23 protein-coding genes and 1 pseudogene are annotated in these 23,819 nt (G+C 65.6%); 12 read left to right on the top strand and 12 right to left on the bottom strand.

Going from position 1 to position 23,819, the window contains the following annotated elements:
- The 3 genes from WFQ67_RS27610 (at position 1) to WFQ67_RS27600 (ending at position 2,891) form a co-directional block, all read left to right on the top strand.
- A complete protein-coding gene (locus tag WFQ67_RS27610) occupies positions 1 to 1,230 on the top strand; it encodes a hypothetical protein (protein ID WP_337058766.1) in 1,230 nt (409 codons plus the stop codon).
- 319 nt (positions 1,231 to 1,549) lie between these two features.
- Positions 1,550 to 2,059, top strand: a complete 510-nt coding sequence (locus tag WFQ67_RS27605) for a BRO-N domain-containing protein (protein WP_337058765.1) — start codon at positions 1,550 to 1,552, stop codon at positions 2,057 to 2,059.
- A 229-nt stretch (positions 2,060 to 2,288) separates the two neighbouring features.
- Positions 2,289 to 2,891: a hypothetical protein gene (locus tag WFQ67_RS27600; RefSeq protein WP_337058764.1), complete on the top strand. Its 603-nt coding sequence runs from the start codon at positions 2,289 to 2,291 to the stop codon at positions 2,889 to 2,891.
- Between the two features lie 88 nt (positions 2,892 to 2,979).
- Here the strand turns inward: WFQ67_RS27600 and WFQ67_RS27595 are convergent, their stop codons facing one another.
- On the bottom strand, positions 2,980 to 3,885 hold the full coding sequence (locus WFQ67_RS27595; protein ID WP_213625566.1) for a LysR substrate-binding domain-containing protein: 906 nt from the start codon (positions 3,883 to 3,885) through the stop codon (positions 2,980 to 2,982).
- Between the two features lie 156 nt (positions 3,886 to 4,041).
- Between WFQ67_RS27595 and ycaC the strand changes: the two genes are divergently transcribed.
- From ycaC to WFQ67_RS27575, 4 genes are all read left to right on the top strand, one after another.
- On the top strand, positions 4,042 to 4,671 hold the full coding sequence (gene ycaC / locus WFQ67_RS27590; RefSeq protein ID WP_175384284.1) for an isochorismate family cysteine hydrolase YcaC: 630 nt from the start codon (positions 4,042 to 4,044) through the stop codon (positions 4,669 to 4,671).
- A gap of 185 nt (positions 4,672 to 4,856) precedes the next feature.
- A complete protein-coding gene (locus WFQ67_RS27585) occupies positions 4,857 to 5,594 on the top strand; it encodes a transporter substrate-binding domain-containing protein (protein WP_337058763.1) in 738 nt (245 codons plus the stop codon).
- Between the two features lie 61 nt (positions 5,595 to 5,655).
- Entirely contained in the window at positions 5,656 to 6,159 is a 504-nt protein-coding gene (locus WFQ67_RS27580; RefSeq protein WP_213625568.1) for a GNAT family N-acetyltransferase, read from the top strand.
- Between the two features lie 499 nt (positions 6,160 to 6,658).
- Positions 6,659 to 7,327 (top strand): TIGR04211 family SH3 domain-containing protein, encoded by a 669-nt coding sequence (locus tag WFQ67_RS27575; protein ID WP_173178036.1) that lies wholly within the window; start codon positions 6,659 to 6,661, stop codon positions 7,325 to 7,327.
- A gap of 238 nt (positions 7,328 to 7,565) precedes the next feature.
- On the opposite strand, the gene WFQ67_RS27570 is transcribed toward WFQ67_RS27575, so the two are convergent.
- The 5 genes and pseudogenes from WFQ67_RS27570 to WFQ67_RS27550 all read right to left on the bottom strand — a co-directional run bounded on the left by WFQ67_RS27570 (position 7,566) and on the right by WFQ67_RS27550 (position 13,066).
- Positions 7,566 to 8,294 (bottom strand): alanyl-tRNA editing protein, encoded by a 729-nt coding sequence (locus WFQ67_RS27570; protein WP_213625569.1) that lies wholly within the window; start codon positions 8,292 to 8,294, stop codon positions 7,566 to 7,568.
- Position 8,295: 1 nt separating this feature from the next.
- Positions 8,296 to 9,282 carry a serine O-acetyltransferase gene (locus WFQ67_RS27565; protein WP_213625570.1) on the bottom strand — a complete coding sequence of 329 codons (987 nt, stop codon included), beginning with the start codon at positions 9,280 to 9,282 and terminating at the stop codon, positions 8,296 to 8,298.
- Positions 9,283 to 9,304: 22 nt separating this feature from the next.
- A complete protein-coding gene (locus WFQ67_RS27560) occupies positions 9,305 to 10,219 on the bottom strand; it encodes a PLP-dependent cysteine synthase family protein (RefSeq protein WP_213625571.1) in 915 nt (304 codons plus the stop codon).
- Positions 10,220 to 10,230: 11 nt separating this feature from the next.
- Positions 10,231 to 12,114, bottom strand: a pseudogene (gene moeB / locus WFQ67_RS27555) (molybdopterin-synthase adenylyltransferase MoeB).
- A 13-nt stretch (positions 12,115 to 12,127) separates the two neighbouring features.
- Entirely contained in the window at positions 12,128 to 13,066 is a 939-nt protein-coding gene (locus tag WFQ67_RS27550; RefSeq protein ID WP_373874761.1) for a DMT family transporter, read from the bottom strand.
- A gap of 98 nt (positions 13,067 to 13,164) precedes the next feature.
- On the opposite strand from WFQ67_RS27550, the gene WFQ67_RS27545 reads away from it, so the two are divergent.
- On the top strand, positions 13,165 to 14,589 hold the full coding sequence (locus WFQ67_RS27545) for an aminotransferase-like domain-containing protein (RefSeq protein ID WP_263150397.1): 1,425 nt from the start codon (positions 13,165 to 13,167) through the stop codon (positions 14,587 to 14,589).
- 165 nt (positions 14,590 to 14,754) lie between these two features.
- Here the strand turns inward: WFQ67_RS27545 and WFQ67_RS27540 are convergent, their stop codons facing one another.
- The 4 genes from WFQ67_RS27540 to WFQ67_RS27525 are packed head-to-tail and all read right to left on the bottom strand — an operon-like array spanning position 14,755 to position 17,045.
- The gene (locus WFQ67_RS27540; RefSeq protein WP_337058760.1) at positions 14,755 to 15,276 is read right to left on the bottom strand and encodes a DUF2937 family protein; all 522 of its coding nucleotides are present in this window, start codon (positions 15,274 to 15,276) and stop codon (positions 14,755 to 14,757) included.
- A gap of 17 nt (positions 15,277 to 15,293) precedes the next feature.
- Positions 15,294 to 16,067, bottom strand: coding sequence for a class II glutamine amidotransferase (locus WFQ67_RS27535; RefSeq protein ID WP_173178030.1), 774 nt, complete (start codon positions 16,065 to 16,067; stop codon positions 15,294 to 15,296).
- 3 nt (positions 16,068 to 16,070) lie between these two features.
- The gene (locus WFQ67_RS27530; protein WP_173178029.1) at positions 16,071 to 16,517 is read right to left on the bottom strand and encodes an HIT family protein; all 447 of its coding nucleotides are present in this window, start codon (positions 16,515 to 16,517) and stop codon (positions 16,071 to 16,073) included.
- A gap of 36 nt (positions 16,518 to 16,553) precedes the next feature.
- The gene (locus WFQ67_RS27525; protein ID WP_173178028.1) at positions 16,554 to 17,045 is read right to left on the bottom strand and encodes an MFS transporter; all 492 of its coding nucleotides are present in this window, start codon (positions 17,043 to 17,045) and stop codon (positions 16,554 to 16,556) included.
- Between the two features lie 107 nt (positions 17,046 to 17,152).
- Between WFQ67_RS27525 and WFQ67_RS27520 the strand changes: the two genes are divergently transcribed.
- Entirely contained in the window at positions 17,153 to 19,186 is a 2,034-nt protein-coding gene (locus WFQ67_RS27520; RefSeq protein ID WP_337058759.1) for a S9 family peptidase, read from the top strand.
- A gap of 16 nt (positions 19,187 to 19,202) precedes the next feature.
- The gene (locus WFQ67_RS27515) at positions 19,203 to 19,526 is read left to right on the top strand and encodes a low molecular weight protein tyrosine phosphatase family protein (RefSeq protein ID WP_173178042.1); all 324 of its coding nucleotides are present in this window, start codon (positions 19,203 to 19,205) and stop codon (positions 19,524 to 19,526) included.
- Here WFQ67_RS27515 and WFQ67_RS27510 read toward each other — a convergent pair.
- The gene (locus WFQ67_RS27510; protein ID WP_213625575.1) at positions 19,523 to 19,843 is read right to left on the bottom strand and encodes a hypothetical protein; all 321 of its coding nucleotides are present in this window, start codon (positions 19,841 to 19,843) and stop codon (positions 19,523 to 19,525) included. The genes WFQ67_RS27515 and WFQ67_RS27510 overlap by 4 nt on opposite strands.
- 82 nt (positions 19,844 to 19,925) lie before the next feature.
- Between WFQ67_RS27510 and WFQ67_RS27505 the strand changes: the two genes are divergently transcribed.
- Together WFQ67_RS27505 and WFQ67_RS27500 are read left to right on the top strand one after the other, a co-directional pair.
- Positions 19,926 to 20,396 (top strand): DUF1456 family protein, encoded by a 471-nt coding sequence (locus WFQ67_RS27505; RefSeq protein ID WP_213625576.1) that lies wholly within the window; start codon positions 19,926 to 19,928, stop codon positions 20,394 to 20,396.
- A 98-nt stretch (positions 20,397 to 20,494) separates the two neighbouring features.
- Positions 20,495 to 21,175 (top strand): type 1 glutamine amidotransferase domain-containing protein, encoded by a 681-nt coding sequence (locus tag WFQ67_RS27500; protein WP_337058757.1) that lies wholly within the window; start codon positions 20,495 to 20,497, stop codon positions 21,173 to 21,175.
- A 123-nt stretch (positions 21,176 to 21,298) separates the two neighbouring features.
- On the opposite strand, the gene WFQ67_RS27495 is transcribed toward WFQ67_RS27500, so the two are convergent.
- Entirely contained in the window at positions 21,299 to 23,785 is a 2,487-nt protein-coding gene (locus tag WFQ67_RS27495; protein WP_337058756.1) for a TonB-dependent receptor, read from the bottom strand.
- Positions 23,786 to 23,819: the final 34 nt, after the last annotated feature.

Genomic DNA, 23,819 nt, shown 5'->3' with positions numbered 1-23,819 from the left:
ATGTTTGACAAGGTAGTCAATCTTTATCGAGCAGCGGGAAAGCCCACTTTAGAATTTGGAATATTTACGTATTATGGCCAGGAAAATAAAAAATTATTAGAACTCATATCAGAATGCAAAGAAATAAATGATGAGTTCGGTGACTTTCAATTTTTAGAAAATAAAAACGGAAAAATAACCTTTGAATTTAAGGTTCCAGCCACAGGAAACTCGGCTTTTTACAATAGCTTCGCTGATTTCATCCAAAGAACCCCCACTTTGGGGCATGGCGAACTACCACCGAACATCTATATTCTCGACGAGGACTGGTCAACAACAGACGGCACCTCTAACGAAAATTTCGAAAAAATCAAAAAGTGCTGCAAATTCATTAAAGACATAAGCCAAGTAGTAATGATATCGGACACTAAGTCCAGCCTCTATTACATAAACCTAATATTTGCCATTCCAGCAGAGATAGGAAAGCCCCCTAGAACTTTCTCCATACAGACCAGGCTAGATGAAAGACTACTTGAAGCCGACCTTAGGCATGCACAACTAATGTCTGCTCTAGCCAGCTCTGAGCAAAACGCTAATAAACTTCATTTTGACGAAAGAAAGGCAATTCTTAATCTTGCCATTTCAAACACCGTAAACCTGCCCACGCTAGAACAAAAAGATCAGTTCATGCATATTCTTTTGAACTGGCAGGAGATACTCGATACCTACAGGAAGAACTTACTAACTTACGTGCATGGATTCTCATTTGACAAGGCACGTAAAGACCTAGCTCAAGCTGAACTTGACTACGGCAGCAAGCTAAGCGGTATATTTGGCGACCTGGCCGGAAAATTACTTGCCCTGCCAATATCACTAACGGCCCTAGTAATTTTAAAGAAAGCAGAAACACCGCTGGAAGAGGCCGTAACTACAGCCGGACTAATAATGGTATCTCTAATATTTTTAGGCATTCTGCACAATCAAAAACTCAGCATAAACAGGCTTGAAAATAGCCTCAGCATTGCACTAGACAAGCTAGACACCAGAACAAGCACTTATCCCGAAAGCTTAAGAAAACTACTAAAAAAAACCACATCTGAAATACAGAGTCAGAAAACGTTCACGCACCGGGTCTTGACGTTTTTCTCAATCCTCTCGACAACACCTACAGCTGCAGCCATCGGCATACTTATTTATAAATACTGGGATTTCATTGTTAAGAATATTTTCCACATAACTTATTGCCTTTAATTTTTAATCAAATTTCGTCTTGCCTATATTCTCTATCGTTCTTATCCTCCCCGCGTCGCGGTCAATCCCGCGACCGGGTTTGACAGCCCGCTTGCTCGGCGCGAATGCGCCAGAAGGTGCATGCGAAAAACGGCGGACGTTTTTTGCAGGCATCGGCACGCATGCAGCTTTCTTGGCTGCTCTGCTCTATGGCAGATCGCGCGGGGAGACCCTAGCGGGTCTGCCGGTCCGAGCCCGGTCTGTCAACCCCGTGCGGTCTGCCACCCTTCGAATGACAGCGAAGCGTGGCAGTTCCTCCATGTAGCTCGGGAGCAACACCATGCACGACGCATACACCCCCATCGTTTTCCAACGCCACAACCTTTTCCTGCGCACCGTGATGATCGACAACCAGCCCTGGCTGGTCGCGATCGATTTCGCTCGCCTCATCGGCGCGCTGCGCCCTAACCGGATGCCACGCCTGGTGGACCCGCACCAGCGCCGTGCCGTCGTGCTGCGGCATGCCAGCGGCGGCAGCGAAGAGGTGATTGCCATCAGCGAGGCCGGTGCGTACCGGCTGCTGTATCGCTTCGCCCATCCGGAACACCGCTGTATCAGCCGCTGGCTCAGCGAGGAAGTCGTACCAGCGCTGTACGACCGCCACCGCGACGACGAGGCGACGCCCCGGAGGGCCCATATGTGCTGGGCCAATCAGCGGATCGGCATTCTGAAATGGCAGGGGGATATCTGGATCGCCCGGCAGGATCTGCCGGTCTTCCTCGCCAGCCGGGACGACCCGGCACTCAGCGACGAGCCGAGCTGGAGGCGGATGCCTTTCACCGACTGGTAGTACAGGCTAAATACCTGTAGGGGCGAATTCATTCGCCCAGGGAGCGCGGAGCGATCCCACATTGCAGCATGGGTTTCGCTTCGCTCTACCTATCCCATGAGCGGTGGGAGTGGATTGGACCGACCACCGGATCACGCAAACGCGCACTGGTTTCACAATGCCTTCGAGGCATTCGGCTAAGGTGCCGCCATCCGCCCCACGGGGCTTAGCCAACAGATCGGACGACAGCATGGACACCCTCCGCGACGGCATCGATGCCTATAACCAGACCTACCTCGAGATCAACGGGGAAGAGGACGAGCTCTACACCGAAGGCCCCGCGTCGGAGGAGGATATCGATCAGTTGGCCACCCTCACCGGCCCGCTGCCGGCGGAGCTGCAAGGCTTCTACCGCACCCTCGGCGCGCTGAAGAACCAGACCGAATCCGAGTCCCACTGTTTCTGGATTCCCGCCCCCGCCGAACTGGCGGACTGGCTGCGTGAGCAAGGCGGCTCGGCCGGGATCATCGACGTGATACGCGCCCATTGGGGTGGGGACCGCCCGGAGTTCGACGCGGGGCGCCACTTCGGCGCGGAAGAGATCGCGGCGCTGAATGAGCGCTTCATCGGCTACGGTTGGTACAGGGTGGCGGACATCCTCGAAGGCGCCCACTTCCTGTTCTTCGACCGCGACGGCCGCTTCGGCAGCCTGTATTACCACCAGGACGATTTCGCCAGTGCCAGTCAGGCGCTCAAGGCCATGCTGCGCGACGGCATCCCGGGCCAGCCGCTGGAGCAACTGCTGGGCAATGCCCTGGAAGAGGTGCGCGCCAGCATGGAGGAGTTCGGCTGACGCCGGCTCCCCTCCCCGCTTCAGTCCCAGGTGGGCGTTGGGTGGGCCGGGCGGCGCTCCGCTTCAGCCCACCGCTCCCGCCCCCCCCTCAGGCCATGTCGCTGCCGGCGAACTCTTCGCCGAGGAAGTCGATCAACGAGCGCACCGAGGGCAACAGCCCGCGCCGCGACGGGAAGATGGCGTGGACGATGCCGCACTTGGGCGAGAAGCCCGGCAGCATCTCCACCAGCGTGCCGTTGGCCAGGTCTTCACGCACCGCTACCCGTGGCAGGTGAGCGATGCCGACCCCGCCCAGCACGCCGTTGCGCAGCGCCAGCAGGTCATCGGTGACCATGCGCGGGCGATGCGGGATGGTCAGCCGCGCCCCGTCCGGGCCGAACAGTTCCCACTGGTAGTCCCGCTGCGCGCCGCCCCAGTGCAGGCTCGGCAGGCGGCCCAGTTCCTCCGGCGCGAAGCCTGCCGGCAACCGGGTGAGGAAGTCCGGCCGGCCCACCAGGCACTGGGTGCTGTCGGCCAGCACCTTCATCACCATGTCGGTGTTTTCCAGCGGCGGGAAGCGCACCCGCAGGGCGATGTCGAAGCCCTCGTGGAGCAGGTCCACCCGGCGGTTGGTGCTCTCGATGAACAGCTCCACCAGCGGGTACTTGAGCATGTAGCGGGTGAGCATCGGCCCGACCCAGGAGTTGAGCAGCGTGGTCGGGCAGGCGATGCGCACCAGGCCGCGCGGCTCGCAGCGGTTGCGCTCGATCACCTCCGCCGCCCCTTCCGCCTCCACGCGCATGGCCACGCAGCGCTGGTAGTACTCCTGGCCGATTTCGGTGAGCGAGCAGTGCCGGCTGGTGCGGTGGATGAGGCGCACGCCGAGGCGCTCCTCGAGCTGCGCGATGCGCCGGCTGAGCTTGGACTTGGGCATGTCCAGCGCGCGGCCGGCGGGGGCGAAGCCGCCGTGCTCCACCACCTGGGTGAAGTAGTAGAGGGTGTTCAGGTCTTCCACGCTCGTTCTCCATATAGAACGCTAGAGGCAATTTTCGCAGTCTAGCGGATCAAGGGTGCCAAATTTAATCTTTCCTCCATGCAGTCAGCCACTGCAACGAAGCAGAGAACACCCACGCCGAACCGGCACCCCTTATCGAAAAGCGAGGAACGCACCATGACCCACTTCACCTACAACCGTCTCGATAAAGACAACGCCGTCGTCCTGCTGGTCGACCACCAGGCCGGCCTGCTGTCCCTGGTCCGCGACATCGAGCCGGACAAGTTCAAGAACAACGTCCTGGCCCTGGCCGACCTCGCCAAGTTCTTCAAGCTGCCGACCATCCTCACCACCAGCTTCGAAACCGGCCCCAACGGCCCGCTGGTACCGGAACTGAAAGCGCTGTTCCCGGACGCGCCCTACATCGCCCGCCCGGGCCAGATCAACGCCTGGGACAACGAGGACTTCGTCAAGGCGATCAAGGCCACCGGCAAGAAGCAGCTGATCATCGCCGGCGTGGTGACCGAGGTCTGCGTGGCCTTCCCGGCCCTCTCCGCCCTGGAGGAAGGCTTCGAAGTGTTCGTGGTGACCGACGCCTCCGGCACCTTCAACGAGATCACCCGCGACGCGGCGTGGAACCGCATGAGCCAGGCCGGCGCGCAACTGATGAACTGGTTCGGCGTCGCCTGCGAGCTGCACCGCGACTGGCGCAACGACGTGGAAGGCCTGGCCGCCCTGTGCTCCAACCACATCCCGGACTACCGCAACCTGATGACCAGCTACGCGGCGCTGACCGGCAACAAGTGATGGGCTGAAGCGGGGCCTGGAATGAAAAGCGGGAGCCTGGGCTCCCGCTTTTTTCTTCGACGGCCTCTTTCGTGAACGCGGTCATGCCTGTTCATCCAGCGAACGCTACGCTTTCCGGCGGGGTCATAAACACCATGGGCGGCAACGGGCCGGCATGCACGAGGACGCCAGCCAACGGGGGTAGCTTGAGGTCGATACCGTTCATCTTCTGGCTCTGCTGCTGCACGACGCTGCAGGCCGAACAGAGGGAAATCCTGCTCTACAGCTACCAGCAGAAACCGCCCTACGTGGTGGACGCCGGGCGCCGCCAGGGCCTGTATTTCGACCTGGCCGAGCGCCTCGAAGCGCAGATGCCCGACTACCGTTTCACGGTGCAGGAAATCCCGCGTCGACGCCTGGACCTGTTGCTGCAGCAGGGCCAGCTCGACGGGCTGGTGGTGGGCGTGAGCCCGGACTGGTTCGCCGACGCCAGCCGCTACCGCTGGAGCCACGCCTTCATCGACGACGGCAACCTGCTGGTATCACGCCGCGAAGGAGCGGCCAGCCGATTGGGTATCGACGACCTCGCAGGCAAGCGCCTGGGGCTGGTGGGTGGGCACGCCTACCCGGAGCTGCAGGCGGTGCTGGCCAGCGGCAAGACTGAGCGGCAGAACGCCAACAGCGAGCTGGCCAACCTGGAGCGGCTGCTGCGTGGCTGGATCGACGCCACGGTGGTGGGCATGCGCACCCTGGACTACCAGGAGCACCAGCAGCCCGGGCTGCGCGAACGAATCCATGTCGCCGAGCCGGTGCTGTACCGCTACCGGCGCCAGCTGCTGGTGCCGGCCCGGTACGAGAAGGTGCTGCCGGCGCTGGACAAGGCCATCGATGCCCTGCCCAGCGACCCGGTATGGCTGAAGCGACAGAAACACTACTTCCCCTAGGCGCACGGCACGGCGCTCTGGGTAGAATGCCGCGCCCTCTCCCCCTCACGAATGCCCGACCATGAACGACGTCACCCTCGAACTGCTGCAGACCGGCCCCGAGCAGGCCGAGCTGATCCGCAACCTGTACCAGTTCTACGCCTACGAGTCCTCGGATTGGGAGGAGGAGGACGTGGAGGCGGACGGGCGTTTCTACATCCACGAGGAGCACCTGGCGCGTTACTGGCAGGAGCCGCAATGGAGCGCCAACCTGATCCTGGTGGATGGCTTCATCGCCGGCTTCCTGTTGATCGAACGCAGCGAGTTGCCAAGCATCGACGCCCTGGAGCTGGCGGACCTGTTCATCCTCAAGCGCTACCGCAGGCAGGGCATCGGCCGCCTGCTGGCGACCCAGGTGCTGATGGAGGGCGACCACAACTGGCTGGTGCGCTTCTACCGCGAGGACCAACCCGCCCAGGCCTTCTGGAGCGCAGTGCTGGACGGCTTGCCGAAGCCGGTGCGCACCATCGAGCCGGGTGACGACCCGCAGCTGCTGACCTACCTGGTGACCCGGGCGCTGCATTGAGGCCTGCGCTCCCGGGCTGAAGCCCGGGCTACGGTGGCTCCCTGGGTTGGCAACGCGGCCCGGCATCGCGGGTGGATGAAAAGAACGTCATCCACGCCCAGATAATCGCTGTGCTGCGAAATGATGGGTTTCGCTCCGCTCTACTCATCCTACGAATGCCGCCCCGTAGGATGGGTAGAGCTTTGCGAAACCCATGCTGTGCAGCTGCACGGAGTGCCCGGTAGAGCGTGGTCCACCCTTGTATCTCGACCCACTACCCGGCATGCCACCTCTTTACAGCTCGACCACCCGTCTCGCTTGCGGGGCCATGAGTGAACTAGGCGGGGTCGCGAATGGTCAGTTCGCTGTCGGCCCGAACCGGGTGGATGGCGTGGCCATTCGCCACCCGGGAAGCGGAAGCAGCGCAGGCTTCACCCACGATGAACGCGATGCTCGCCTGGCCGGCGCTTATCACGCCCGCACTTCGGGTTCCGTTCCATTGCCATGTGAAGATTGCCCCATGCCCCTGACCCGTCATCTGCTCGCCCGTGTTTCCTCGCTCTCCCCCCGCGCCCTCGGTGCCGGCCTGTTCAGTGGCCTGCTGTTGCTCGGCTCGCCCGCGCAGGCCGAGGAGAAGGCCGACACCACGCGCTGGGTCAGCGACAGCCTGAGCACTTACGTGCGCAGCGGCCCGACCGATGGCTACCGCATCGTCGGCACCCTCGTCTCCGGGCAGAAAGTCGAGCTGCTGAGCACCCAGGGCGACTACAGCCAGGTGCGCGGCGAGAACGGCAGCGCGGTGTGGATTCCCACCCGCGACCTGCAGCAGGTTCCTGGCCAGGCCGAGCGCCTGCCGCAACTGGAACAGAAGGTGAGCGAGCTGAGCGCGGAGCTGGAAGGCATCGACCAGACCTGGAAGACCCGCGTGCAAGGCATGCAGGAAACCATGGACTCGCGCAAGGCGCTGATCGACGAAGCCCAGGCCGCCCGCGCGACACTGGACAGCGAACTGAACCAGGCCCGCTCCGAGCTGCGCGAAGTGCAGGCGCAACTGGGCGACGAGAACAAGCAGGTGCTGATGCGCTACATGGTCTATGGCGGCAGCATCGCCGGTGCCGGCCTGCTCCTGGGCCTGATCCTGCCGACCATGCTGCGGGTCAAGCGCAAGCGCAGCGACCAGTGGGTGTGAGGGCCAGCGCCACCCTGCCCGCCTGCACCGTGTTCCCTGTTTCCAGTGATTCCCCGCGTTCGCGGGGATGACGGTGGGGAGATGGGAATACTGCGTTTTCCTGGCACCCCCGCGAGTGCCGGGCAATCGTGGGGTGGGTGGAGCCCACGCCGGTTCGCGACGAGGGTGACGCTCATGCCCAGCACGCCCCACGTCTCGTCACCCCCACGAACGCGGGGGCCCACCAAAAGAACGTCACCTAGGCGAAACGCAAGGTCACGCGACGGTTGTGGCGGCTCTTCTTCTCGATCTTGTCGCACACCACCTGGCCGATCTCCTGGGTATTGCGCACATGGGTGCCGCCACAGGGCTGGATGTCCACGCCGGGGATATCGACCACGCGTACCATGCCCTGCAACACCGGCGGCGCCACGGCCTGGGTGCGGGTGATCTCCAGCACGGTGTTGTACTCGTTGGCCGGCAGCATGTGGGTGCGCACGTCGAGGGCGCCTTCGATCAGTTCGTTCAGCGCGTGGGTCAGGCGCTCCTTGTCCAGGGTCGACTCCGGCAGGTCGAAGTCCAGGCGGCCCTTGTCGGCGGCGATGCTGCAACCGGTGACCGGCGCATCGATGATCGAGCACAGGAGGTGCAGGCAGGTGTGCATCTTCATGTGCTGGTAGCGGCGCTCCCAGTCCAGACATCCCTGCAGCTCGACACCGGCAGTGACTGGGCCGGCCCCTTCTTCCAGCTGGTGCCAGATCATCGAACGCAGCAGGGGGTCGCGCTGGGTGCCGACCACAGCCACCACCGAGCCATCGGGCAGCAGGAAGTGACCCTGGTCACCCGGCTGACCACCGCCGGTGGGATAGAACAGCGTCTGGTCCAGTGCCACGCCCTGGTCACTCACCGCGAGAACGCGGGCGGTGAAGGTGCGTTGGTAGGGCGCCTCGTCGAACAGGGCGCGGGTGTGCATGGCGAATACGGACATTTCAGCCTCCGATGCTCAGGAAGTAGGGTTGCAGCTGGGAACGCACCAGGGCGCTGAGCCCGGGCGGGTCGATCAGGGTGATGTCGTGGTCGGGGCCGATGATCCGCAGGTGCAGCGGGTAGCGCGGGGCCGGCAGGGCCAGGCCGATGCTGCGCAACCGGTACTGGCGGTGGTTGCGCTCCTGCACCGTGCACTCCAGGGCCATGCAGCCGAAGCGCCTGTGTTCGGCGTCCAGCACCAGCACCTCGCCGCTCTCGGGCAGCTCGCCCACCAGGTGCACGCGCTCGTTGAGGGCGAAGGCACCGAGGTAGCCGCAGTTGGACGACATCGACGCGCGCTGCATCTGCAGTTGGTTGACGATGCTCACCTTGGTGTTGGCCGGCACGTCGCGGGTGATCACGCACGCCGGACTGATGAACACGTTGTCGCCGATGCTGATGGGCCCGAGCAGGCGCGCCCCGGCGCCCACCTCCACCTGGTTGCCCAGGCGGGGATGGCGTTTGCCACCCGGGTTGTCGGCGATGCCCGAGGCGCCGAGGGTGACGCCGCTGAGCAGGTAGCAGTCGTCGCCGATCTCGCAGGTCTCGCCGATCACCGTGCCGAAGCCGTGGTCGAGCACGAAGCGCTTGCCGATGCGGGCAGCCGGGTGGATCTCGGCACCGGAGAGCAGCTTGCCGGTGCTGGCCAGCTTGTGCGCCATGGCCTCGCGCCCTTCCACCGCGCCACGCATCCATACCTGGTGCGCCAGGCGATGGAACAGCACCGCCTTGAAGGAGGCGTAGGAGCCGAGCACGAGGTCGATGCGACCGGCCGTGGCGGGGTCGCGCCGGGCATAGGCCTGGAGGTCTTCGGCCACCTGCTGCACGGCCTCGTCCATGATGCCGTCCAGGTGCGGCATGAGCAGGTCCAGGTCCGCCGGCTTGAGTGCATGCACCAACTGATCGAGCAGCTCGTCATAGAGCCGCAACCTGTCGAGATATCCCCACATCCTGTCGCCCTCCACAGGCTCGTTATTCGAAATGCGGCAGGTAGCCGTCCACACCGTCGTAGATCAGGGTCAGCACCCGGCTGCCGCGCGGCAGCTCGCCGGCCAGGCTGGCGATGGCCACCAGGTTGGCCGCCGAGGACAGCCCCAGGCTCACCGCGTCGCTGCGCATGGTGCGGCGCACGCGCTCCAGGCAATCCGCCTTGCCCACCTTGAGCATGCCGTCGAGCACCTCGAGGTTGAGGATGCTCGGCACCAGGCCGATGGACAGGCCCTGGATCTCGTGCGGCGCATGGCGATCGGCGAGCAGGTCGCACTGCTCCGGCTCGACGCCGAACACCCGCAGCGAAGGCCAGCGGGCCTTGAGCATCTCGCCCAGGCCGGTGATGTGGCCGCCGGTGCCGATGCCCGCCACCAGGCAATCGAGGGGGCGATCGGCGAAGTCGCGGAGGATCTCCAGCGCGGTGCTGCGCCGGTGGGTCTCGGGGTTGGCGGCGTTGCGCTGCTGGTTGAGCATCACGTAGCCGGGGTTTTCCAGTTGCAGCTCCATGGCTTTCTCGCCATGGGAGTTGTTGCCGAGGCGGCTGTCGGAGAGCACCACCTCGGCGCCGTAGAGGCGCAGCACCTTCTGTTTCTCGGGGCTGTAGTTGTCGGGGATCACCAGGACCACGCGGTAGCCGAGGATGTTGCCGGCGATGGCCAGGCCGATACCGGTGTTGCCACCGCTGGGCTCGATGATGGTCTGGCCGCTGCCGGGCACGAGAATGCCCCGGGCCTCGGCGTCGCGGACCATGCCCAGGGCGATGCGCGCCTTGTGGCTGCCGCCGGGGTTGAGCGACTCCAGCTTGGCGTACACCTCCAGCCCGGTTTCGGCGCTGAAGGCGGCCAGGCGCACCACTGGGGTCTCGCCGATGGCCTGGAGCAGGGATTCGTGGATCATCTCGCGCCTCCTCAGTACAGGGGCATGTCGGTGTCGACATCCCGTGCCCAGGCCTTGATGCCGCCCTGCAACACCTGGAGTTCGTTGAAGCCGGCGCCGAGCAGCAACTGGGCCGCGCGCTCGGCGCGGGTGCCGCCGTAGCAGACGATGCACAGGGGGCGCTGGCGATCCAGCTCGTCGAGGCGGGCGTCCAGCTCGCCCAGCGGCAGGTTCAGGCTGCCCGGCAGGCGGCACACTTCCAGCTCGTTGGCTTCACGCACGTCCACCAGTTGCAGGTCGGCGCCACGGGCGAGCAGTTGCTGCAGCTCCAGCGCGGTGATGCGGAAGTCGGCCGGCAACGAGCTGGACGCGGGAATGCTGGATGTGCATGCCGAAACCTCCTCCTTCAGCGGCTGCATGCAGGTGCGCCCGGGCGAGCAGGAGGGGCAGTCGGCACGGCGCTTGAAGCGCACCTCGTTGAACTTCATGGCCAGGGCGTCGAAACGCATCAGCCGGCCCACCAGGGGCTCGCCGATGCCGAGGATCAGCTTCACCGCCTCGGTGGCCTGGAGCAGCCCGACCACGCCGGGCAGCACGCCGATCACGCCGCCCGCGCTGCAGTTGGGCGCGAGTTCGGCCGGCGGGCTCTTGGGAAACAGGCAGCGGTAGCACGGGCCTTGCTGGTGGTTGAACACGCTGATCTGCCCGTCGAAGCGGTGCAGCGCGCCGTACACCAGCGGCCGGCCCAGCAGCACGCAGGCGTCGTTGACCAGGTAGCGGGTGGCGAAGTTGTCGGTGCCGTCCACCACCAGGTCGTAGTCGCCTACCAGCTTGAGGGCGTTGTCGGGGGTCAGGGCGCAGTCATGGGCGTCGATGCGGATGTCGGGGTTGAGGTCCAGCAGGCGGCGGCGCGCCGACTCGACCTTGGGCAGGCCCAGGGTGCTGGTGCCGTGCACCACCTGGCGCTGCAGGTTGCTGGCCTCGACGCGGTCGAAGTCCACCAGCCCGAGGGTGCCGATACCGGCGGCGGCGAGGTACAGGCTCACCGGGGAGCCCAGGCCGCCGGTGCCGATGATCAGCACCCGTGACTTCTTCAGGCGCAACTGGCCCTGGCGACCGACGTCGGGCAGGGTGATGTGGCGCACGTAGCGACGCACCTCGTCGTTGCTCAGCTCATCGCTGTCCAGGCCGCCGGAGGTGGCCAGCATGATGTCCAGCTCGACGCCCGCCTCCAGCGGGCTGTCGCCATCCACCAGCTCGCCGTTGGCGCTGAGCAGGAAGTGCTCCTTGAACTGGTCGTTTCCATAGAACAGGTGGTCACGCAGGCCCGCATGGCGGCTGCATATATCCTCGACCAGCTCGCGTACCGTGGTGCCCTGCCCTTGCAGGCGGGCATCCGGCAATTTGGCGACGCGTGCCAGTACATCCGGGAAGATCACCGTATTCATAGCCAACTCCTTTTATGCAGGTCGTTATGGGGTGCCGGGGTATTCCCGGCTGCAGACGAAGGATTCCCCGCTCCATTCGAACAACTTGGCGCCATGGGCCTGGCCGGCACGCACATCCACCACCAGGTGGGCGACGGGATGGATGGGCTGGCCCATGAACAGCGCCTTGTCCTCGTCCTCGCGGCTGAAGTAGGCGCCTACGTCGGGGTGCGAGTGGTAGATCACCCGCACCGGGTTGTCGCTGCGCAGGCTGCGGTTGAGCAGCAGGGTGTCTGCCACCGCGAAGGTGAAGCCGGTGCTGGCGTCACGCCGGAACACCTCGGGGCTGCGCTGGTTGAGCAGGTTCTGGATGTTGCTGCCCAGGTGTACCCGGCCATCGGCGAAAACGAAGCCACAGCACTCCTCGGGGTAGGTCTCGCAGGCGTGCCGGTAGATGGGCTGCAGGGTGTCGCGATCGATCACGTCCATGTGGTCCTCGTTGTCAGGGCTTGCGCGTGAGGAATTTTTCAACTGGCAGCTTGGTGATGGCGAAGCCGGCGAGCAGGATCGCCGAGTACAGCGCCAGGTCGCGGGAGATGGCCTGCCCCTCGTACCAGGAGCCGATGACCACGGCGAACACCGGGAAGATGATGAAGACGAAGGAGAGGATCACCGGGCTCAGGCGCTTGAGCAGGAAGAAATAGACGATGAAGCCGCCGACCGATGCGCACAGGCCGAGGTAGGTCAGCGCCAGCCAGGAGCGGGTGGTGACCTGGGCGAAGTCCGGCTGCTCCACCACCAGCCCGGCGAGGAACAGCATCGCCCCGGCGATCCCGATGGGCAGCGTGTTGTAGGTGATGACGCTGATGCCCTCGCCCTTCTGCTTGGTGATCACGTAGCACAGCGCGTGCATCACCGCGGCGGCGAGGATCGCCAGCACGCCGAGGAACTCCGCGTGGTCCAGGCGCAGGCCCTGGCTGCGCAGGATCATGAACAGGCTGCCAAAGCCGATGGCGATGCCCACCACCTGGGACAGGTAGATGCGCTCACGCAAGAACAGCGACGAGAAGATCAGGATGAACACCGGCATGCAGCTGAACAGCAGCGCCGTCAGCCCCGAGGAGACGTGCATCTCGCCGTAGTTCAGCAGGTAGTAGGGAATGCCGAAGTAGCTCAGGGTGACGAAGGCGAAGAAGCCCAGCCGCTCGCGGGGGAAGAGGATCGAGTCGCCGCGGATCAGGGCGAAGCAGATGAACAGCGGGAAGGCGATGAGGAAGCGCAGGCCGGAGGAGGTCAGGGGCGGCACGCTCTCCACGGCGATCTTGATGCCCAGCCAGGTGGTCCCCCAGCTCAGGCAGACCACGAGGAACAGCAGGCTGGTGATGAATCCGGCCAACCAGTGCTTTTGCGATTTTCCGGTGTTTTCAATTACGGCGGACATTGGCATGATGGCAATTCATCCTTGCTGCTAAATTGACCTCTAAAACCTGGGTATCAATCACTGATTGACACAGCTCAATCAGGCTATTAGGACGAAAAATGGCTGTCAAACCAATTATTGACACGGTGTCAATTCTGAAATCAGCGCTGGATTCCGGGCAGGGCGCGAAATACAAGCGCCTCGCCGGAGCCATGGAAATCAGGATTCTCGAGGGCACTCTGGAAGGCGGCGCCAAGCTGCCGCCGCATCGCAACCTGGCCGACCGCCTGGGGGTGACCATCGGCACCGTCAGCCGCGCCTACGCCGAACTCGAACGCATGGGCCTGGTGATAGCCCGCGTCGGCGACGGCACCTTCGTCCGCCGGCGGGGGCTGGAGCGCAAGCGTGACGAGGGCTTCCGCAACTTCATCGAAGAGGCGCCGGAGCTCTACGACATGAGCCGCAACATGCATATCCCGGGGCATGAGACGGCCTTCCTGGCGCAGAGCCTGCTGGACCTGGCCAACGACCCGCAGACCCTGCAGGACCTGACCCGCTACACGCCGGACACCGGCCTGCCCCGCTACCGCCAGGTGGGTGCGAACTGGCTCGCCCACGGCGACTTCCTGCCCCAGGCCGACCAGGTGCTATGCGTCAACGGCGGCCAGCACGGGCTGCTCTGCACCCTGATGGGCCTGCTGCGCGCCGGGGACATCCTGGTCACCGAGCAGCTCACCTACCCGGGGCTGATCACCCTCGCGCGTATGCTCGGCATCAAGCTGCTCGGCGCCGACATGGACGAGGAAGGCCTGGTCCCCAGCTCCCTCGACGAGATCTGCCGCAACAACCGGGTGACCGCGCTCTACTGCACCCCGACCATCCAGAACCCGACCACCGGCGTGCTCTCGCACCAGCGCCGCGACGCCATCGCGCGCCTGTGCCGCGAGCACAACCTGCTGATCATCGAGGACGAGGCCCATGCGGTGCTGGTGGAGGATCGCCCGCCACCCCTCAGCCACTACGCGCCGGAACGCACCATCCTCATCAGCAGCCTGAGCAAGGCGGTGGCCGCCGGCCTGCGGGTGGGCTACCTGCACGCGCCGACGGCGCTGGTCAGCCGCATCGCCGCCGCGCTGCGCGCCACCTGCTGGATGGCCACGCCGCTGGCGCTGGAGCTGTCGACGCTATGGATCGAGAACGGCACGGCACAAAAGCTGCTGAGCCAGCAGATCAACGAGATCGGCCGGCGCAAGGCGCTGGTGGAGCGGCTGCTGGACGGGCTGAACTACCGCACCCATCCACAGAGCCCGCACTTCTGGATCGAAGTGCCGGAAGCCTGGCGCGCCGCCGATATCGAAGCCGACCTGAAGCTGAAGAACTACCTGATCACCGCCGCCGAGGCCTTCGCCGTGGGCCGCGCCACGGTGCCGCAGTTCGTCCGCGCCAGCGTCAGCAACGCCTCCAGCAACGACCAGTTGCTCTACGACGGTTTCCTCACCCTGGCCGGCACCTTGCGCGAGGAGGCCAATCGCTTCGGGCTGTGAGCCATTGCCTGAGAGGGCCCGACCTACGCGCTGTATCTGGGCTTTCAAGTGGATCCCCGCGTTCGCGGGGATGACGGTGCTTGCTGGAAGCGCCCCGCCCCTCGTCACCCTCGCGAACGCGGGGCCCCACTGGCCAGCAGGATGGGCTTCAGCCCACCAGGGGGTTCAGCGCCAGTGCCGCTGCTGCACGCGCTTGCCATTGCCGCCGGCGAGCAGGGCGAAACCGAGGAGCAGGCTCTCCACCACCCAGGCCAGCAGCAGCGCGCAGACGATGCCCCAGGCCATCGCCTCGGGCACCAGCAGCACCTGGTAGCTGTAGGCGTTGGCGGTTTCCAGCAGCAGGTCGTGATCGGCCCCCGTCGCCACGTGCCAGGTGCGGGCGTACCAGGGGCCCTGCATGGCTTGCCACTCGCGCTGCAGCAAGGCGTCGCGGTTGACCAGGGTGGCCACGCTGTCGGCGTCGCTGCGCATCACCGGGTCGTTGCTCGCGCGGTAGTGCGCCACCAGCGCCGCGAGGTCGCCGTCGAAGAATTTCTGGGCGGTCTCGCGGAAGCCCTTGAGTCCGTTCTCCGCCTCCAGGCGATGGGCTTCGACGCGCTTGGCATAGTCGTCGACGAACCCGGGCACCTGCACGCCGATCAGCAGGCCCAGGGCGAACAGCGCCAGTCGCAGGTAGCTACGCAGCATCGGTAATCCCCTTCTCGTCAGGTCTGCCCGGACGCCAGGCACTCGCCACGTCGCCACAGGCTCCAGGCGCCGGGCTGGTAGAGCGTCCAGGTCTCGTTGTCGGTCAGTGGCTCGGTGGCGATCACCGTGACCACGTCGTTGGGTGTGGTTTCGGACTGGAAGTCCACGGTCAGGTCCGCGTCCTTCAGCCGCGCCGGGCCGAAGGGTGCACGCCGGGTGATCTGCGCCAGTTTGGTGGTGCAGAAGCAGAACAGCCAGTCGCCGTCGCTGAGCAGGCAGTTGAACACGCCGCGGCTGCGGTATTCGGAGCAGGCCTGCACCAGCACCGGCAGCAGCACTTCAACCGGCACCGGCTCGGGAAAGCCCTGGCGCACCCGGTTGAGCAGGTCGCAGAAGGCCGCCTCGCTGTCGGTGTCGCCCACCGGCCGATAGAAGCTGGCGGCCGGATGGAAGTCGGCGAGCTGGCCGTTGTGGGCGAAGCACCAGTTGCGCCCCCACAGCTCACGGACGAAGGGGTGGGTGTTGGCCAGGCTGACCTTGCCGACGTTGGCCTGGCGGATATGGCCGATGACCGTCTCGCTCTTGATCGGGTAGCGCTGCACCAGGCGCGCCACCTCGGAGTCGACGCTGGCGGAAGGGTCCTGGAACAGGCGCAGGCCACGGCCCTCGTAGAAGCCGATGCCCCAGCCGTCACGGTGCGGGCCGGTGCCACCGCCGCGCTGCATCAGGCCGGTGAAGCTGAAAACGATATCGGTGGGCACGTTGGCGCTCATGCCGAGCAATTCGCACATGGTTCAGGGCTCTCGTTTCAATGCCTGTCGCAGTTGTTCGGCCTCCCGCGCCAGCCGGGCCTGGATGCGGGCGCGGCCGAAGGGCAGGAAGCGGGTGAGGATACGCCAGAGCAGCGCAGCCAGGTCGCCCCGTTGCCGGGGAATCAGGTGCAGGTGCAGATGGGGCACGTGCTGGTTGGAGTCGGGGCCGTCGTTGATCAGCAGGTTGATGCCCTGGCGACCATAGCCCGCCCTGCGCAACGCCTCGCCCATATGTAGGGCCTGGTCCACCAGGCGCTGGCGCGCCGGGGTGCCGAGGTCGGCGAGGTACGGCGCGTGCTCGCGGGCCACCACCAGTACGTGGGCGGGCCGCAGGGGGAAGATGTCCAGCAGCACCAGGAAGTGCTCGTCCTCGTGCAACAGGTGGGCCGGCAGCTTGCCGGCGGCGATGGCGCAGAACACACAATCCATGGGCATTCCTCGTGAGCGCTCGGCGCGCCGCCGGTATCAGAGACGCGGTTCGATGCGCAGGCGACGGTCGCCCCGGTCGTCGAGGCGGGTATCCACGCGCTCGTTCGAGTCACGCTCCATCAGCTGGCGCAGGGTCGGCTCGTCTTCCTCCTCGTCCACCGCGGCCGGCTTCTCGCGCTCGGCGCGACGGGCACGGATGGCGCGCTCGATGGGCCAGCGGATGGCGACGAAGATGAGGTAGAGCACCAGGCCGATCATGCCGTACATGGCCAGGTCGGAAACCGCCTTCCAGGCGTTGTTGCCCACCTTGAACACGATGTCCAGCGCGGTGACCGCCACCGCCGGCGCGTAGAGGTCGCGACCGGGGTCGACGGGAGTCGGGGTCAGCAGCAGTACGGCGACTATCAGGCGCAGGGGCTCGCGCAGCCAGCGCCACATCCAGCCGGTGGCGCGGAAGCTCACCAGCAGGCAGCCCAGGGCCGCGACGCCATAGGCGCCCCAGGCGAGGAGATAGTCGTGTTCGTTCATGGGCTTCCATGGCAAGGCGGGCAAAGGGGCGCTTATGATAGCGACTTTTCCGAAGCCCGGCGTCCCCGCCGTCGCCCGGCCCGCAACGCCTAGCCGTGAGAACCGCCATGTCCGAAGCCCCCATCGCCCGCATCCAGGCCGGAGCCGATCCCTACCGCTGGCTGGAGGAACGCGACGCCCCCGAGGTGCTCGATTACCTGAAGGCGGAGAACGCCTGGCTCGACGAGCGCCTGGCCGACGAAGCGCCGCTGCGAGACGCGCTGTTCGAGGAGATCCGTGGGCGCATACGCGAGACCGACCTCTCCCTCCCCACGCCCTGGGGCCCCTACCTCTATTACCAGCGCACCACCGCCGGCGACGAATACCCGCGCCACTACCGCTGTGCGCGCCCGGCCGAAGGCTTCGAGGTGGACGAGGCCAGCGAACAGCTGCTGCTCGACCCCAACGCCCTGGCCGATGGCGGCTTCCTCTCCCTCGGCGCCTTCAGCGTCAGCCCGGACCACCGCCTGCTGGCCTACAGCCTGGACACCAGCGGCGACGAGATCTACCGCCTCTACGTCAAGGACCTGGTCGAGGGCAGCCTCACCGCCCTGCCCTTCGACGACTGCGACGGCAGCATGACCTGGGCCAACGACAGCCGCACCCTGTTCTTCGGCGAGCTGGACGACACCCACCGCCCGCACCGCCTCTACCGCCACCGCCTGGGCGAGGCCGACGCCGAACTGGTGTTCGAGGAGGCCGACGGCCGCTTCTTCCTCGGCTGCCACCGCGCCAGCTCCGAGCGCCAGCTGGTGCTGATGCTGGGCAGCAAGACCACCAGCGAGAGCTGGGTGCTGGACGCCGACACCCCCGACGGCGACTTCCGCTGCCTGGCCCCGCGCGAGGAAGGCCACGAGTACTACGCCGACCACGGCCAGGTGGACGGCCAGTGGTGCTGGCTGATCCGCAGCAACCAGACCGGCATCAACTTCGCCCTCTACCAGGCCCCCGAGGCGACACCCGAGCGCGCCCATTGGCGCGAGCTGATCGCCCACGACCCCGACTGCATGCTCGACGGCGTAGGCATGAACGCCGGCGCCTTCACCCTCAGCCTGCGCGAGGGTGGCCTGCCGATCATCCAGGTGCACCCACGCGGCGCCGCGCCGTACCGCGTGCAGCTGCCGGACGCGGCCTACAGCCTCTATGTGCAGGACGGCATGGAGTTCGACAGCCCGGTGATCCGCCTGCGCTACGAGGCACTCAACCGCCCCGCCCAGGTCCGCGAGCTGCGCCTGGCCGACGGCGAGCAACGGGTGCTCAAGCAGACCCCGGTGGAGGGCCCCTTCGACGCCGACGCCTACGTCAGCCAGCGCCTCTGGGCCACCGCCGCCGACGGCACCCGCGTGCCCATCAGCCTGGTCGCCCGCCGCGACGTGCTGGGCCAGCCCTCGCCGCTCTACCTCTACGGCTACGGCGCCTATGGCGAGAGCCTCGACCCCTGGTTCTCCCACGCCCGCCTGAGCCTGCTGGAGCGCGGCTTCGTCTTCGCCATCGCCCATGTGCGCGGCGGCGGCGAACTGGGGGAAGCCTGGTACCGCGCCGGCAAGCTGGAGCACAAGACCAACAGCTTCGATGACTTCATCGCCTGTGCCGAGCACCTGATCGGCGCAGGCCTGACGACCCGCGAGCAACTGGTGATCAGCGGCGGCAGCGCCGGTGGCCTGCTGATGGGCGCCGTGCTCAACCAGCGCCCGGACCTGTTCGCCGCCGCCATCGCCGAAGTGCCCTTCGTCGACGTGCTCAACACCATGCAGAACCCCGACCTGCCGCTGACCGTGACCGAATACGACGAGTGGGGCGACCCGAACGAGCCCGAGGTGTTCGAGCGCATCCGCAGCTACGCGCCCTACGAGAACGTGCGCGCCCAGGCCTACCCGGCGCTGCTGGTGGTGGCCGGCTACAACGACTCCCGCGTGCAGTACTGGGAAGCCGCCAAATGGGTGGCCAGGCTGCGTGCCACACGCACCGACGACAACCTGCTGCTGCTCAAGACCGACCTCGGCGCCGGCCATGGCGGCATGAGCGGGCGCTACCAGGCGCTGCGCGACGTCGCCCTGGAATACGCCTTCCTGCTCAAGGTGCTGGGGCTGACCGGCCAATGAAGGTACGCGGATGAAGGTGCAGCGCCTGCTGTTCATCTGTGGGCAGAACCGCCTGCGCAGCCCCACCGCGGAGCAACTGTTCGCCAGTTGGCCGGGGATCGAGACCGACTCCGCCGGCCTCAAGGCCGAGGCCGAAACCCCGGTGACGCCCGAGGCCCTGGCCTGGGCCGACCTGATCCTGGTGATGGAGGGCAGCCACCGACGCAAGCTCGCCGCCCGCTTCCCCGCCGCCCTCAAGGGCAAGCGCGTGGTCAGCCTGGATATCCCCGACGACTACGAGTACATGGACCCGGCCCTGGTGGAGCTGCTCGAGGCCCGGGTGCCGCCGCTGCTGCGCTAGGGCGCCGGCTTTTTCTCACTGCCTCCCAATCCCTTGCTGTTGCGATCCAGCTGCTCCTGCAGCACCGGAATGCGCTCGTCGCGCGGGTCCGCCTGGCGCGTGGTCGGCGGGTTGACCAAGAGCGGCGGGCTGCCCGAACGCGGCGCAGCCGCAGGAAGGCTCGGCGGGCTCGCCTGGGGATAGGGTTGCGGCGTGGCCGTACCGGGCGAGCCCGGTGCCGGCGTGCCGGGCGAGCGCAGCAACGGCGGCTGTTGCGCCTGGATGCCACAACTGACCGCGACCAGCGCCGCGAATGCGAGCACAATGGCGCCCTTCATATGGACCTCCCGCCTATCGGCGTCGAAGTCCTCAGTCTAGTTGCCGGCACCCTGCCGGCCTCCCATCCCGACGGAACACCCCATGACCAACAACGATGTACTGCGCAGCCTGCGCTACCTGCTGGATATCAGCGACGCCCGGGTGGTGGAGATCATCGGCCTGGCCGACCAGGAAGTGAGCCAACAGGAGGTCGCGTCCTGGCTGGTCCGTGAGGACGAAGAGGGCTACCACTCCTGCAGCGACAAGCGCCTGGCCGGCTTCCTCGACGGCCTGGTGTACGCCATGCGCGGCAAGGACGAGAGCCGCCCGCCCCTGCCCCTGGAACTGCCGATGAGCAACAACCAGGTGCTGAAGAAGCTGCGGGTGGCCTTCGAACTGCGCGAGGACGACATCCTCGACATCCTCCAGGAGGCCGACCTGCCCATGACCCGGTCCGAGATCGGCGCCCTGTTCCGCAAGAAGGACCACAAGAACTACCGCCCCTGTGGCGACCAGATCCTGCGCAACTTCCTTCGCGGCCTCACCGCGCGCAGGCGCCCGCAGCCGGACTGAGGACAGGTTCCCAGGCGCGTCTAGAATTCATCGGCCAACCGCCGGAACCTTGCCGGAGGAGCGCCAGTCACACCCTCGATAATCTCAAGGAGTTGCCGATGAAAATCCTCATGGTGCTGACCTCGCACGACCGTCTGGGCGATACCGGCAAGCCGACCGGCTTCTGGCTCGAAGAGTTCGCCGCCCCCTACTTCGCCTTCCGCGACGCCGGGGCCGAAGTGGTCCTCGCCTCGCCCCGGGGCGGCCAGCCACCGCTCGACCCGAAGAGCGACGAGCCCGACGCACAGACCGAAGCGACCCACCGTTTCCGTGGCGACCTTCAAGCGCAGCAGGCCCTGGCCAACACCCTGCCGCTGTCCGGGCTGGTCTCGGCCGACTACGACGCACTGTTCTACCCCGGCGGCCACGGCCCGCTCTGGGACCTGGCGGACGATCCCTTCTCCATCCGCCTGATCGAAGACCTGCACCACGCCGGCAAACCGGTGGCCGCCGTCTGCCACGCCCCCGGCGTGCTGCGCAACGCCCGCGCCGCCGACGGCAGCCCGCTGGTGCAGGGCTGCGCGGTGACCGGCTTCTCCAACAGCGAGGAGGAAGCAGTCGGCCTCACCCAGGTGGTGCCCTTCCTGGTGGAAGACGTGCTGCGCGAACAGGGCGGCCAGTATTCCAAGGTCGCCGACTGGCAGCCCCACGTGGTCACCGACGGCAAGCTCATCACCGGCCAGAACCCCGCCTCCTCCGAACCCACCGCCGCCGCGCTGCTGCAGATGCTGGGCGGCTGAGCGGGACCGACATTCGAGGGTTTCACCCGCCCTGCGTCTGCGTGGGATGTAGGCCGGGTGCAGCCCGACTCCCCGGCAAGAGGCAAGCATCCCCACGAAGGTGGGGATGCAATGGGGCGGTGCCTAGAAGAACTGCGAGACGCTGAACTTGATGTTGCGGCCGACGCCAGAGACGGCCTCGCCGAGGTAGGGGTAGTACTCGCGGTTGAACAGGTTATCCACGGCCAGTCGCGCCTCGAATCCCTTGATGTACTTCGGCTGCCAGGTGGCGAACAGCCCATGGAGGGCGTAGCCCTGGGTTTCAGGCAGGCTCCAGCCCGAAGCGAGCGGATCGTCATCCACAGGTGAGCGGTCCTGCTTGCGCACAAAATTGCCGGTCCAGCCCATGGCCATATCGATCTCCGGCACTTTCACGCCCAGGGTCGCCACCGCCTTGCGCGGTGGGATGTCCGAAAGCCAGGTTTCGTGGCCCCAGGGGTTGCGCGGCGAGGCATCGCGCTTGCCGCGGATGTAGGACACCGACAGGCTGCCGAAGATGCGCGAGCTGTCGTAGAAGGATTCGACTTCCACCCCCTCGATGGTGTAGCCGGGCAGGTTGCGGTTATTGGCCAACGGCCCCGGGCATGCACTGTTGCCGCCGGTCACGCTGGCGAGGCAATAGACGCCGGTGCGCTTGAAGATCTCGTCCTTGCCACGGTTGCGGAATAGCGTTGTGCGGATCTGCAGGTTGTCGCTGTCCACCAGCAGCTTGTCGATATTGAAGATACTGCCCAGGCGCACCCCGGTGATGCGCTCCGGGTCCAGGTTGCGACTGGTGGCGGGCACACTGCTCGCCGCGCTCTGCACCTCGTACAGCTCGTCGATCAGAGGGGCGCGCCAGGTCTTGCTGTAGTCGGCGAAGAACGCCAGGTTGTCGGTGGCGGTCCAGAACAGCCCCAGGCGCGGCGACCAGCCACTGTAGGTCACGCTGCTGTAGTCGTGCCCCACGGCCGGGTCCGGGCTGTTGTAGCGCGGTGCCAGGCTGGGCTCGCCTCGGCTGTACACATGGTCGTAGCGCAATGCCGGCGTGATGGTCACCGAACCAATGGTGATGGCGTCCTGCAGATAGCCACTGCGGGTTTCCTGCTCGCCGGACGGCATGTAGTAGGGCTGGTAGAGGCCGTAGTTGTAGGTCCTGTCGGTCAACTTGCTGAGGTCCTTCATCAGCGTGTCGCGATCATGCCCGTGCCATTGCCCCCCCACGGTGGCGACGTGGGACAGCAGCCCCGTATCGAAGCGGCTTTCGTTCTTCAGCTCCGCCAGCCGGTCGGTGTAGTTGACCCAGCTCTCGTTGCCCAGCGAGGACGCGAAACCCGCAGACGCATTGGCCGGCCGCTTGTCGTGCTGGTCGGTCTTGGAATAGGCATAACTGGCGGTGACATTCACCAACGGGTTGTCCAGCGGCGTGTAGTTCCATTTCAGCGAGTAGTTCTCGTCGTCCTGGTCACGGTTCACCAGCTTGCGTTTCCAGGCACCGTCCAACCCATAGCGGGCGATCTCCGCCGCGGTGGGGGCGGCCATCTCATCGCGCTTGGCGGCGAAGGGCTCCCAGGCCTCGCTGCCGGACTGCATGGCAGAAAGGGTGAAGACATGCTCGTCGTTGGGGCGGAAGTTGCTCTTGAACAGGAAGGCGTCGAGGCTGTTTTCGGAGTAGACGAAGCGCGTGCCGTCAGGGCGCTTGATATTGTCGCCGTCACGCCCGGTGAGGAACAGCAGGCCATCGAACATCTTGTCGGTGGTCTGCCCGTACACCGCGCCGCTGTAGATTTCCTGGCGGTCGTTGGTGTGGTAGCCGTACTTGAGGAAGGCGCCGACGTTCTCGCCCTCCTTCAGCAGGTCGGCGGGGTCCTTGGTGTCCACCTTGATCACGCCACCGAAACCGCCGTTGCCGTACAGGGTGCTGTGGGGGCCCTTGTCCACTTCGACGTTCTTGATCAGTTCCGGCTCGATGAACACCGAACCCTGGCGGTACTTCTCGAAGCCCTTGGGCGCGCCGTCGAGGATTACCTTGACGTCTTCCACATCGCCCATGCCCCAGATGTTCAGGGTCTGGCCCCCTGGACGGGGCGAGCCGCTGGAGCTGACGCCCGGCAGGGTGTCGAGCAGTTCTGCGATGTTGTCCGCCTGCTTGCGGTTGATGTCTTCCTGGGTCAGGACCGAACGCCCCACCGAGCTGGAATCGATGGCGCTGCCCATGATGTTGGTGCTACCCAGTTCCAGCACGTTGTCATCGGCGGCGGCCTGGCCGGCACTGGCAACACGACGGATCACGAACCCATCCCCCGCCTCCACCAGCTCCAGCCCGGAGCCGGCCAGCAGCCGTTGCAGCGCGGCGCGGGCGCTGTAGCGGCCGGCCAGGGCCGGGGCGCGCAGGTCACGCAACTGCGACTCGTCGAAGAGAATCTGCAGCTGGCTCTGCTGGGCCAGGGCGGTCAGGGCGCTGGCCATGGATTGGGCCGGCAGGTTGAAGTCGTGGTCCTGCGCCAGGGCGCTGCCGCTGAGCAGGAAGGTGGCCAGGGCGCCGCCGGCAACGAGACGGCGCAGCGCGAAACGGGTGCTACGGGTGTTCATCCAAATCTCCCCAAGTACTGCAAAACCGCCCTTG

Source organism: Pseudomonas sp. USHLN015, from assembly GCF_037153275.1.
Taxonomy (GTDB): Bacteria; Pseudomonadota; Gammaproteobacteria; order Pseudomonadales; family Pseudomonadaceae; genus Metapseudomonas; species Metapseudomonas tohonis.
Note: the sequence above shows the minus strand (reverse complement) of the source record. Positions and strands in the feature narration are given on the sequence as shown.